The sequence below is a fragment of the Rhodococcus sp. P14 genome, from assembly GCF_000256505.1.
GTDB classification, from domain to species: domain Bacteria; phylum Actinomycetota; class Actinomycetes; order Mycobacteriales; family Mycobacteriaceae; genus Rhodococcus; species Rhodococcus ruber.
Genome location: NZ_AJFC01000283.1, coordinates 1 through 10848 on the forward strand (window position 1 = coordinate 1; position 10848 = coordinate 10848).

General features: G+C 72.8%; 10 protein-coding genes and 1 pseudogene. 5 read left to right on the top strand and 6 right to left on the bottom strand.

The window, feature by feature from the left end:
• The 3 genes and pseudogenes from OEY_RS28745 to OEY_RS0119850 form a co-directional block, all read right to left on the bottom strand.
• Window positions 1-129: pseudogene (locus OEY_RS28745) on the bottom strand (alpha/beta fold hydrolase); the annotation flags it as partial.
• 15 nt (window positions 130-144) lie between these two features.
• Window positions 145-1713, bottom strand: a complete 1569-nt coding sequence (locus OEY_RS0119845; protein WP_010595550.1) for a DNA polymerase Y family protein — start codon at window positions 1711-1713, stop codon at window positions 145-147.
• Window positions 1710-2495, bottom strand: a complete 786-nt coding sequence (locus tag OEY_RS0119850; protein ID WP_026137516.1) for a hypothetical protein — start codon at window positions 2493-2495, stop codon at window positions 1710-1712. The genes OEY_RS0119845 and OEY_RS0119850 overlap by 4 nt, the downstream gene beginning before the upstream one ends.
• A 211-nt stretch (window positions 2496-2706) precedes the next feature.
• On the opposite strand from OEY_RS0119850, the gene OEY_RS0119855 reads away from it, so the two are divergent.
• The 3 genes from OEY_RS0119855 to OEY_RS0119865 are packed head-to-tail and all read left to right on the top strand — an operon-like array spanning window position 2707 to window position 5441.
• On the top strand, window positions 2707-3852 hold the full coding sequence (locus tag OEY_RS0119855) for a serine/threonine-protein kinase (RefSeq protein ID WP_010595552.1): 1146 nt from the start codon (window positions 2707-2709) through the stop codon (window positions 3850-3852).
• 39 nt (window positions 3853-3891) lie between these two features.
• Window positions 3892-4959 (top strand): DNA polymerase III subunit beta family protein, encoded by a 1068-nt coding sequence (locus tag OEY_RS0119860; protein ID WP_010595553.1) that lies wholly within the window; start codon window positions 3892-3894, stop codon window positions 4957-4959.
• A complete protein-coding gene (locus OEY_RS0119865) occupies window positions 4956-5441 on the top strand; it encodes a hypothetical protein (protein WP_010595554.1) in 486 nt (161 codons plus the stop codon). Before OEY_RS0119860 ends, OEY_RS0119865 begins: the two co-directional genes overlap by 4 nt.
• 7 nt (window positions 5442-5448) lie before the next feature.
• On the opposite strand, the gene OEY_RS0119870 is transcribed toward OEY_RS0119865, so the two are convergent.
• Entirely contained in the window at window positions 5449-6111 is a 663-nt protein-coding gene (locus tag OEY_RS0119870; RefSeq protein ID WP_010595555.1) for a response regulator, read from the bottom strand.
• Window positions 6108-7382: an ATP-binding protein gene (locus tag OEY_RS0119875; protein ID WP_010595556.1), complete on the bottom strand. Its 1275-nt coding sequence runs from the start codon at window positions 7380-7382 to the stop codon at window positions 6108-6110. Before OEY_RS0119875 ends, OEY_RS0119870 begins: the two co-directional genes overlap by 4 nt.
• Before the next feature lie 133 nt (window positions 7383-7515).
• On the opposite strand from OEY_RS0119875, the gene OEY_RS0119880 reads away from it, so the two are divergent.
• Window positions 7516-8847, top strand: a complete 1332-nt coding sequence (locus OEY_RS0119880) for a PspC domain-containing protein (protein ID WP_010595557.1) — start codon at window positions 7516-7518, stop codon at window positions 8845-8847.
• A complete protein-coding gene (locus OEY_RS0119885) occupies window positions 8840-9076 on the top strand; it encodes a hypothetical protein (RefSeq protein ID WP_010595558.1) in 237 nt (78 codons plus the stop codon). Before OEY_RS0119880 ends, OEY_RS0119885 begins: the two co-directional genes overlap by 8 nt.
• A 60-nt stretch (window positions 9077-9136) precedes the next feature.
• Here OEY_RS0119885 and guaA read toward each other — a convergent pair whose 3' ends face one another.
• Window positions 9137-10708 (bottom strand): glutamine-hydrolyzing GMP synthase, encoded by a 1572-nt coding sequence (gene guaA, locus OEY_RS0119890; RefSeq protein ID WP_010595559.1) that lies wholly within the window; start codon window positions 10706-10708, stop codon window positions 9137-9139.
• Window positions 10709-10848: the final 140 nt, after the last annotated feature.

Below are 10848 nucleotides of genomic sequence, written 5' to 3' on the forward strand. Positions count from 1 at the left end.
CGTGCGGCCGTCGCCGCCCATCCCGTGCACCAGCAGCACCGGCACGGGGTGGCGGCCCGTCCTGGGAGCCGAATCCCGGTAGGCGATCGCCACCCCGTTCGGCGCGGCCGTCAGCACACTGGTCTCCACGTCCATCGAGCGTACTCACTCGTAGACGCCCTCCACATGCCAGTGCTCGTCGACGTGGATCACCAGCAGGGCCCGGGACTCCTCGAGCCGCACCTGCAGCCGTGCCACCGCCCGCGCCGCCGCCGGATCCCACCAGTACTCGTCCACCGGCCACGGCCCGGCCCACCCGCGCACCCGCCAGCTGCGGCTGCCCCAGCTCAGCCGGTCGGGATCGCCGCTGAGCAGACCACGCTCGGTCACCGTCACCGGGGTGCCCGCCGCATCCTCGAGCGCAACGGGAGGCAGGGTGGTGAGCACCACAGCCGGGGCGGGCGGCGGTAGCCGGCCCGGCCACGGCGCCGACGGATCCGTCGCCGGCACCGACTCCTCCCCCAGCGGCACGAGGGTCACCCGTTCCACCGGGCCACGTCCACCACTGAGCACCCCCACCAACACGGAATCGGCACCGAGCAGTCCCTGCACCCGCACCAGGGCGCGCCGGGCCCGCTCGTCCTCGTCGCCGACTCCGCCCCACAAACCCAGCTGCAACGATCCCGCCGCCACCACCTCCACCGGTTCGAGCCGCAGCAGGACGATCCCGGCGGTGGGGCGGGCTGCACTGTGCCCGGTGAGCCAGCCGTCGAGTTGCCAGCGCACCCGATCGGCGGTGCCGTCCGGGGTCAGCGGCTCGGCGCAGCGCCACGTCCGGGCCAATTCCTCACCGTTGCCGGTGCGGGCGGCCACCAGCAGCCGGGTGCAGGCCACGCCCGCCGCGGCCAGCCGGGTGTGCAGCACCGCGGCAAGTGCCCGGCTGGCGAAGGCGGCCGAGTCGACCCGTTCGAGCGGCGGATCACAGGGACGTTCCACCACCAGATCGGGCGGCAGGGCACGACCGGACGGCGGCCGTTGCGGCCGTGCCCGTGCGTCGCGGTGCGCGGCGACGGCGTCCGGGCCGAAGCGGGAGGCGACGTCGGTCGGCGACAGCGCGGCGAACGCCCCGATCGTGCGCAGACCGAGCCGTTTCAGCAGGTCCACCAGGTCGACGCGCTCCGGGGCCGCCAGGGACGGCTCCAGACAGATCTCCGAAATACCCAGAGGCGCAAGGAATTCCTCGTCCCCTCCGGGCGGGACGAGGCGGGCGTGGCGGGCGGCGAGCACCGCGGTGAACAACTCGTCGGCGATCCCGACCTGGCATTCGACGCCGGTGGCGGCCACCTCGTCGATCAGCCGCTCGGCCGCCGCCTCCTCGGAACCGAACCAGCGCACGACGCCGCGCGCGGCGAGCACCACCAGACCGGGACGCAGCACCTCCACGCCCGGCGCCGTCGCATCGATCGCCGCCGCCACCGGTTCGAACAACCGCGCGTCGCGACCCGGATCATCCTGGGCAACATACAAATCCGGACACCGAGCCTGAGCCTCCCGGCGCCGCAGGCCCCGTCGCACGCCGGCGGCCCGGGCCGGTGCGGAACAGGCCACCACCCGGTTGGCCGAGATCACCGCCACCGGTGCCGTCGGCGGCAGGTCGGCGGCCGCGGCGGCAGCGATCGCCGGCCAGTCCGGGCACCACAGGGCCACCACCCGGGCCGGGCGGGGTTCGCTCACAGCGCCACCTCGGCAGGCCGGGGACTGCCGACCTGCGCCGGTCCGCCCGGCCGCCACTCCACCCCGGTTCGACCGGCGCACAGGTCCATTCGCGCCGACCGAGGCTGGAAGGACCGTCCCTGGGCACGCACGGAGAACCTGGTACCGCACAGTCTGCCCCGGGCCGGGGCCGACAGCCCCCGGTAACCGTGCACCGCAGCCTCGAGCCGCACGTGCGCTCCGTCCCACCGGCCGTCGGTGACCACCAGGGCTGCACCCTTGCTCCGGGCCCGAGCCACCACCGCCCGGGCCCGCGACGGCGGCACCACGACGCCCCCGAGACCGAGAACGACGAGGTCCATGCCGTCGAGCAGGACGGCGGCCACCTCCACCGGATCCGGCCCCGGGTGGGGGATCAGCGCGATCCGGCTCAACTCGGCCCCCATCTCGGCGGCAGCCAGCAGACCCAGGCGGCGATGGCCGACGACGGCGGCATGCCCACCGGCGGCGGTGGCCGAGGCCAGCACACCGAGCAGCAAAGACGTTGCTCCCGAAAAGCTTACGACGGATCCACGAGTCAGGCCGCCGTCCGGGAGCAGCCGGGCGAGAGGCTCGGGCACCGGGAGCAACCGATCGGCCGGCACCGGAGACGCGGCGGGTTCTGCCGGGCGGGGACGGGCGCTCTCCCCCCTCGCGGGGATCGCGGCGATCTGCCGACGCAACGCCTCGAGCCGTTCCTGCCGGGAAGGACCCACCGGATCCTGCGACCCACCCTCGACCCGAAACTCGGCCACCTCGCCCACACGAACTCCCCTCGCCCTGCGCCGGCCGCGTATAACACGGCCCACCGACAAACCGCGGGGAAGACGCGGTTGTTCGAACATGTATTCGAACAGCTTCAGTAGACCCGATTCCGGGGGCGCCCGTCAAGCGCTGCCCCCCGCGGCATCCACTACCCTCGTGAAGGTGTCGGAACAGGAGCGAGCGGCAAGCGTCGTCGGCCCGGATCACTTGGTGGCCGGACGTTATCGGCTCGTCTCCAAACTCGGCGGCGGTGGCATGGGGGCGGTCTGGCTCGCCCACGACACCCTGCTCGATCGGGACGTGGCCGTCAAACAGGTCACCTCGACCGTGGGCCTGCCCACGGGGGCCGCCGAGGAGATCCGCCGCCGCACGCTGCGTGAGGGCCGGATCGCCGCCCGCCTCACCCACGAGCACGCGATCGCGATGTACGACGTCGCCCTCCATTCCGGCGAGCCGTGGCTGGTCATGGAGCATCTTCCCTCCCGCAGCCTCGCCCAGGTGATGAACATCGCCGACACCCTGCCGCCGCTCGAGGTGGCGCAGATCGGCGCACACGTCGCCGATGCGCTCGCCGCCGCCCACGCAGCCGGGATCGTGCACCGCGACATCAAGCCGGGCAACATCCTCGTCGCCGAGCGCGGCCGCGAGCTGGGCACGGTCAAGATCAGCGACTTCGGCATCGCCCGCGCGAAGGGCGACCACGACCGGTCCGGCGTGATCACCGGCACCCCTGCCTTCTTCGCACCCGAAGTGGCCCGCGGTAGCGATCCCACCGAGGCCAGCGACGTCTTCTCCCTGGGCGCGACCCTCTACACCGCGATCGAGGGTCAGCCGCCGTTCGGCATCGATCCCGACTCGATCGCCCTGTTGCACCGTGTCGCCCGCGCCGAGATCATCCCGCCTACCCGCACGGGCCCACTGACCGACGTCCTGCTCGCGATGCTGGAACCCGACCCCGCCCGTCGCCCGACGATGGAGCAGGCCCGGGATCGTCTCGCCGCGGTCGTCCTCGGGGCCGACGCCGACCCGGAACTGCTCCGCGGCCGTCCGATCCTGTCCGCCGACGGAACCGTCCCCGTGTGGGCGCGGCGCGCCACCGCCCCCGTCGTGGGATCCCGGCGCACCGCGGGCGCCGGCGGCACCCTCACCGGATTGCCCGCCGCTCCCCAGCCCGTCTCGCTGCGGGGCGTACCCCGCCCCGCGGAGTTGCTGCGCCGGCTGCAGCCCACCGGCCCCCCGCCGCGCACCACACGGGAGAAGGTCGTCGCGTTCGCGCCGATGGCGATGGCGGTCATGGTGGCCGTGATCGTTCTCGCGCTGATCGTGGCCCTGATCGTCGCGGTCGCCGTCAGCTGAGCTTGACCTTCGGGTCGGCCGAAGCTCGATGATGGTGCCGTGACCCCCTCCCCAGACCTGATCACGATCGGCATCATGGCCCGGCTCAGCGGGCTCACCCCCGGAGCGCTGCGGTTCTACGGCGACTGCCGGCTGCTCGTGCCCGCCCTGGTCGATCCCGTCACCGGCTACCGGTACTACACGGTCGACCAACGCGAACGAGCGGTGACGATCCGTCAGCTCCGCGAACTCGACGTCCCGCTCGAGGATGTCGGCCGGATCCTCGACGGCGATGCCGAGTCCGGTGCCGCGCTGCTCGACGAACACGTCGCCGAACTGCATCGCCGGGCCGAGCGCGCGACCCGGCTGGCCTCCGACGTCAAGTCCCGCCTCACCGCCTTCGCGGCACCGCCGGCGGTCGTCGTGCCGGGCCGGCTCCTCGCCGGCACCGTCGAACGCGTTCTTCCGTCCGTCGCCATGGATCCGGAAATTCCTTGCCTGACAGGCGTTCTCGTCGAGGTGGAGGCCGGGGCGGTGGTCCTGACGGCGACGAACCGTTACCGGCTGACCACCGGCTCGGTGACGGCCGCGGCCCGCACCGGGGACCCGTTCCGCACCGTCGCCGACAGCTCCGCGCTCCGCGGGACCGCCACGTGGCTGCGGGAACACGAGAACGTCGGCCTGGCTCTCGACGACTCGGGCGCGCTCACCCTCACCGGCGCCGACGGTGAGCGGCACCGCTGCCCGGCCGTCGACGGAACCTTCCCCGACTACCGCAGCATGCTCGGCGCCCTCGCCCCGCCGGTCACGCGGGCGATCGTGCACCGCGACGCCCTGGCCGGGGCCGTGCGCGACGCTGCGGCCGGCCCGATCGACCTTCGCGTGCGGGCGACGGCACTCACCGTCGGCCACCGGGGGCACGACCGCGTGCTGCCCGCCGACGTCACCGGCGCCGACCTGGATCTCGCCTTCGACCGGGACGGGCTGGGAGCCGCCCTCGACACCGCCGTCGGACCGGAGGTGCTGCTGGACATCGCCTCCTACGACCGGCCCGTCGTGATCCGCTCCGCCGCGGCCGGGGACCTGACCACGCTGGCCATGCCCGTCCGCCGGGAGGAACGGCCGTGACCACCGATCCCGACCCGATCATGGCCGCCGTCACCGAGGCGGTCACAGCCGCCCGCTCCGGCGACGACCCCACCGCCCGGACTCGGCTGGTGGCCTTGTGGGCGAGCGTGGGGCCGCACGGCGATCCCCTGCACCGCTGCGCCCTGGCCCACTACCTGGCCGATCTGTACGACGATCCCGCCGTCTCCCTCACCTGGGACCTCCGCGCCCTCGACGCGGCCGCGGCCCTCGACGACGACCGGCTCGCCCGGCACGACGCCGCGTTGCAGGTGCGGGCCTTCCAGCCGTCGCTGCACCTGAATCTCGCCGACGACTACCGGCGTCTCGGGTCCTTCGCGGTAGCCACGGAGCACTTGACGGCGGCCCGCGACTGCGTCGACATCCTGCCCGAGGACGGGTACGGCCGCACGGTACGCGCGGGGATCGAGCACGTCGCCGCGGCACTCGCGACCGGCTCGACCGCGCGCCTGCCCACGCACTGAACTCCGGTCAGTCGATCCGCCGCCGGTGCGCCCACCGGGTGAGGGCGTTGCGGTTGGACTGCTGGGTCTTGCGCAGCACGTTCGACGCGTGCGTTTCGACGGTCTTGACCGAGATCACCAGTTCCTCGGCGATCTCGCGGTAGGTGTAGCCGCGCGCGAGCAGGCGCAGCACCTCGAGCTCGCGAGGGGTGAGGGAATCGAGTTCGGGGTCGAGCGGCGGCTCCGGCACGCTCGAGCGGCCGGTGAACGAGTCCAGGACGAAACCGGCCAGACGCGGGCTGAACACCGCGTCCCCGCCGGCGACCCGTCGCACCGCGTCGGCCAGTTCGGCTCCCGAGATGGTCTTGGTGACGTACCCGCGGGCGCCGGCCCGGATCACGGCGATGACGTCCTCGGCGGCGTCGGACACGCTCAGCGCCAGGCACACCGGCCCGTCGGCGATCCGTCCGAGCACCGCCACCCCACCCCCGTCGGGCATGTGGACGTCGAGCAGGACCACGTCGGGGCGGGTGGCGTCGATTCCCGCGACCGCTTCCGCGACGGTGCCGGCCTCGCCGACGACCTCCATGTCGCCCTCCCGCCCGAGCTCGGCGCGCACCCCCGACCGGAACACGGCGTGGTCGTCGACCAGGAACACACGGAAACGGCGGGAGGCGTCGAGTGACGTCAAGTGGGCTGCTCCTCTGAACGGGCGTCGGTGCCCTCCCACTCTAGGGTCGTCGTGCGCTCCGCTCCGGTACCGGCACGGGGCATGTGGATGCGGATCTCCGTGCCCTTGCCGGGGTTCGAGCGCACGACGACCCGGCCGCCGCGACGCTCCACCCGGCCCCGGATCGAACGGGCCAGGCCCTGCCGGTCCTCCGGAACCGCGGATTCGTCGAAGCCGACGCCGCGGTCCCGGACGAAGACACTCACCTGTTCGGGTTCGACCTCGACGAACAGGTCCACGCTGTCCACCCGCGCATGCTTGGCCGCGTTGACCAGTGCCTCCCGGGTGGCACCGAGCAGGGCGGTGAACGACTCGGCGGTGAGGTCCTCGTCGTCGCCGGGTACCGCGTCGCCGACGATCACCGGCGCCACCGACACCCCGTACTGATCCTCCACCTCGCCGGCGATGGTGCGCAGCGCCTCGGCCAGGCTGGTGTGCGGGGTCTCGCCACCGCCGAACAGCCAGCGGCGCAACTCGCGCTCCTGGCTGCGTGCGAGGCGCAGCACCTCCTGCGAGTCGTCCGCCTGCTTCTGGATCAGGGCGAGCGTCTGCAACACCGAATCGTGCAGGTGCGACGCGATCTCCTCGCGTTCCTCGTTGCGGACGCGGGCGGCGCGTTCCGCCTCCAGCGCGCGCCACATCCGCACCCACAGCGGGACCGACAGCAGGCCGGCCCCGACCAGTGTCACCAGCACCGCCAGCACCGACGAGCGCAGGGCCGCCACGTCGACCTGCGCGAGGATCACGACGCCGAGCCCGAGCACGATGAGCGAGGCGCCGCCGACCACCCGCGCCCAGGTGAGCACGGTCGGGCGCGCGGGCAGGCCCAGCACCGAACGCGGTCCCTCCGCGTCGAACTCGCGCCAGACCAGCGCGGCGCCCACCGCCACCACGACGACGGGTGCGATCACCGAGCCCACGCCCCCGTTGAGCAGCCACGAAAGCCCCACGGCCAGGCCCACTCCGATGACCGCAAGGCCCAGGGCCCGGCGCCGTTCGGTCGGTGACGGCGGTTCGGTGTCCGAGCCCTGCGGTGTGAGGACCCACAGCAACCCGTAGGCGACGATGCCCAGGCCGGCGAGCGCGGCCAGCACCGTGAACGCCACCCGCACCTTGAGTACGTCGACCCCGAGATGGTCGGCGAGACCGCCGGCCACGCCGCCCACGACCCGGCCACCGACCCGGCGCTCGAGGCGGGGGGTGGGCAGGGGTGGGTAGGGAACCGGCTGCATACCTTCGATACTGGCACGCCTACCCCGTCCCGGGCATCGGGGACGAACCCTGAACCGGCGACCGCCCACCGGCGCGGAAATCAGGGTCGGTCCCTGATGCGCGACGGGGCGGCGGTCCAGAAGGATGTGGTTCATGAACACGCGAAGCTTCCCCGAGCAGCTCTCGGACATGTGGCGCACCCGTCCGGTCCGGCTGCCACGACAGGGCCACGTCGCCGGGGTGTGCGCGGGCATCGGCGTGCGATACGACGTGGATCCGGTGCTGATCCGCGTGGCGTTCGTCGTGTCCACCTTCTTCGGCGGTGCCGGCCTGGTGCTGTATCTGGCGGGCTGGCTGCTGCTGCCGCGCTACGGCGATCAGGTCTCCCCCGCCGAATCCCTCGTCGGCCGCGGCCAGAGCTCCGAATCGAGCACCAAGGTCGTGGTGCTGCTGGTGGTGCTGGCCGTCGCGGCGAGTGCCTTCGGTCCGCTGGGCGCCGGGGTGGGCGGCTCCGGATTCGTCAGCATGGTGCTGATGCTCGGCGGTCTGTGGCTGCTGTACCAACGCCGGCCGGAACCACCGGTCCTGCCCGGGGCACCGCAGCTGTTCCCCCAGAACCCCTTCCAGGCGCCGTTCCAGCAGAGTCAGTACCAGCAGAGTCAGTACCAGCAGGCGCCCTTCGCGCAGCACACCGGCGCCCCCGGGCCCGCACCGGCGGACCCGGACTTCTGGACGAAGCCGGAACCGGAATCACCCCGGACCGGTGCGCAGTCCCCCGGGCCGGAACCGGCACCCCCGCAGGATCCGTTGCTGCAGCGCCCCACGCCACCGTCGTGGGATCCGCTCGGTGTCGCACCGTTCGCATGGGACCTGCCCGAGCCGACGCCCACGACGGCCGTAGTGCCCGCGAAACAGCCGCGTTCCCGGCTGACCACGACCGTGCTGGGCCTGGCGGTGCTCGCCGCGGCGGCCGCAGGCGCGGTGGCGTCCGCCGGCGAGGTCGCGTGGCTCACCCCCGCGCGGATCGGTGCGATCGCGCTCGCGGTGATCGGACTCGGCCTGCTCGTCGGGGCGTTCCTGCACCGCGGTTACGGACTGCTGGTGGTGACGGGTCCCCTGCTCGGGTTCGTGGTGCTCGCCTCCCTCGTCGGACCGATCGACACCTCGTCGTGGGGGGAACAGTTGTACTCGCCCCGCACCGCCGCGGAACTGCAACCGGCGTACTCGGTGCAGATGGGCGCTCTGCAACTGGACCTGCGTGGACTCGAACTCACCGAGGACGAGACCGTCTCCGTCGAGACCCGATTCGGCGCCACCGAGATCCTGCTGCCGCGGAACCTCGACGTCGACGTCGTCTGCACCGAGCAGGCTTCGAACCCGTGCACGATCCAGGGCCTCGACGGCGGCGACGACGGCGTCGGCGGACCGGTCCTGACCCTGAATCTCGACACCGCATTCGGCAACTCGGAGGTGCGCCGTGGCTGACACCGACTACACCGACCCCACCGAGCCGACGTCCGGCGCCCGGCGACGGGGCCCGTCGATCCTGATGCTGCTCTCCGCGATCGCGGCGCTGGCCGTCAGCGCATGGGCGCTGATCGGGCCGTTCTCCCTCGAGCCGCTCGCGAACGTCGAGTTCCGCTGGCTGCTCGTCGCGCTCGCCGTGGTCGTCGGCGCCGCCCTGGTGTTCGCGCCGGGCAAGAAGAAGCGCTGACCGCACCGTCCCGGAACGCACTGCGCCCTTCGGATCCGATCCGAAGGGCGCAGCCGCGTCTCACTCCCACTCGATGGTGCCCGGCGGCTTGCTCGTGACGTCGAGGACGACGCGGTTGACGTCGGGCACCTCGTTGGTGATGCGGGTGGAGATGCGCTCGAGGGCCTCGTACGGCAGGCGGGTCCAGTCCGCGGTCATCGCGTCCTCGCTGGAGACCGGGCGCAGCACGATCGGGTGGCCGTAGGTACGGCCGTCGCCCTGGACGCCCACGCTCCGCACGTCGGCGAGCAGCACCACCGGGCACTGCCAGATCTGCTTGTCGAGACCGGCGGCCGTGAGCTCCTCCCGGGCGATGGAGTCGGCGCGACGCAGGATCGCGAGCCGTTCGCGGGTGACCTCGCCGATGATGCGGATGCCCAGGCCCGGGCCGGGGAAGGGCTGGCGGCCGACGATCTCCTCCGGCAGGCCGAGTTCGCGCCCGACTGCCCGCACCTCGTCCTTGAACAGCAGCCGCAGCGGCTCGACCAGCGCGAACTGCAGATCCTCGGGCAGGCCACCGACGTTGTGGTGGCTCTTGATGTTCGCGGTGCCGGTGCCGCCACCGGACTCGACGACGTCCGGGTACAGGGTGCCCTGCACCAGGAACTCGACGGTGTCGCCGTGGGCGGCGTTCTCTCCGAGCACCTCCGAGACGGCACCTTCGAAGCTGCGGATGAACTCGCGGCCGATGATCTTGCGCTTGGTCTCCGGATCCGTCACGCCGGCCAGTTCCCGCAGGAACGTGTCGGCGGCGTCCACGGTGACGAGCCTCGCCCCGGTCGCGGCGACGAAGTCCTTCTCGACCTGCTGTCGTTCGCCCTCGCGCATCAGGCCGTGGTCGACGAACACACACGTCAGCCGGTCGCCGATGGCGCGCTGCACCAGGGCTGCGGCGACCGCGGAGTCGACCCCGCCGGACAGGCCGCAGATGGCGCGCCCGTCACCGACCTGCTCGCGGATCTGTTCGATCAGGGCCTCGGCGATGTTCGCGGCCGTCCAGGCGGCGGGGATACCGGCGATGTCGTGCAGGAAGCGGCTGAGCACCTGCTGGCCGTGCGGGGAATGCAGGACCTCGGGGTGGTACTGCACGCCGGCGAGCCGGCGCGCGCGGTCCTCGAACGCGGCCACGGGCGCGCCGGGACTGCTGGCGGTCACCTCGAAGCCGTCCGGCGCGGCGGTGACTCCGTCGCCGTGGCTCATCCACACGGGCTGCGTCGCGGGCAGTCCGTCGTGCAGGACACCCCCGGTGACGGACATCTCGGTGCGCCCGTACTCGCGGTTGCCGGTGTGCGCGACGGTGCCGCCGAGCGCCTGGGCCATGGCCTGGAAGCCGTAGCAGATGCCGAACACCGGGACGTCCAGGTCGAACAGTTTCGGGTCGAGTTGCGGTGCGCCCTCGGCGTAGACGCTGGAGGGGCCGCCGGAGAGCACTACGGCGAGCGGGTCGCGGGCCGCGATCTCCTCCACCGGCGTGGTGTGCGGCACGACCTCGGAGTAGACCTTGGCTTCGCGGACGCGGCGGGCGATCAGCTGCGCGTACTGGGCTCCGAAGTCGACGACGAGGACCGGCCTGGACTGCTGGGTTTGCGACACCCGAACAGTCTAGAGGTCCGGTCCTCGTCCAACGAACGGCGGTTCGGGTCAGGCGACGCCGGACGCGGACCCGGTGCGAACCTCGACGATCGGCAGCGACAGCGCGCCCGGAGCGCCCGCCGGCACGACCGGCTTTTTCT

What these genes read in the sequence shown, in the direction of transcription:
- OEY_RS0119875 (WP_010595556.1), bottom strand. Translation starts at nt 7,382, where the DNA reads ATGCAGCCGGTTCCCTACCCACCCCTGCCCACCCCCCGCCTCGAGCGC.
- OEY_RS0119880 (WP_010595557.1), top strand. Translation starts at nt 7,516, where the DNA reads ATGAACACGCGAAGCTTCCCCGAGCAGCTCTCGGACATGTGGCGCACC.